Annotated in this window: 1 protein-coding gene; it reads left to right on the top strand. The window is 57.5% G+C overall.

Going from position 1 to position 313, the window contains the following annotated elements:
* Positions 1-313 (top strand): transposase (locus EQW76_RS28850; RefSeq protein WP_142832648.1); only part of this gene is annotated, 313 nt, incomplete at both ends.

Raw genomic sequence — 313 nt, 5'->3', positions numbered from 1 at the left:
TGAATAGCCGCAGCTTCGAGGCTTGGATAGAGACCCAACTCGCGCCGACCCTGTCGCATGGAGACGTCGTCATCCTAGACAATGTCGCCTTCCACAAGAGCGAGCGGGCCGAAAAGCTGGTCCGCGCAAAGGGAGCCTGGCTGCTGTTCCTGCCACCCTATAGTCCCGACCTCAATCCCATCGAGATGGCCTTCTCAAAACTCAAGACGCTGCTGCGAAAGCGGGCGGCCCGCAGCTTCGATGCCATCTCCAACGCGCTTGGCGAAATCTGTGACCTCTTCTCCGTCACAGAATGTAAAAACTACTTCAAGGC

Origin of the sequence: Rhizobium sp. rho-13.1 (assembly GCF_007000305.1) — a bacterium.
In the GTDB taxonomy this organism is placed as follows: Bacteria; Pseudomonadota; Alphaproteobacteria; order Rhizobiales; family Rhizobiaceae; genus Rhizobium; species Rhizobium rhododendri.
Note: the sequence above shows the minus strand (reverse complement) of the source record. Positions and strands in the feature narration are given on the sequence as shown.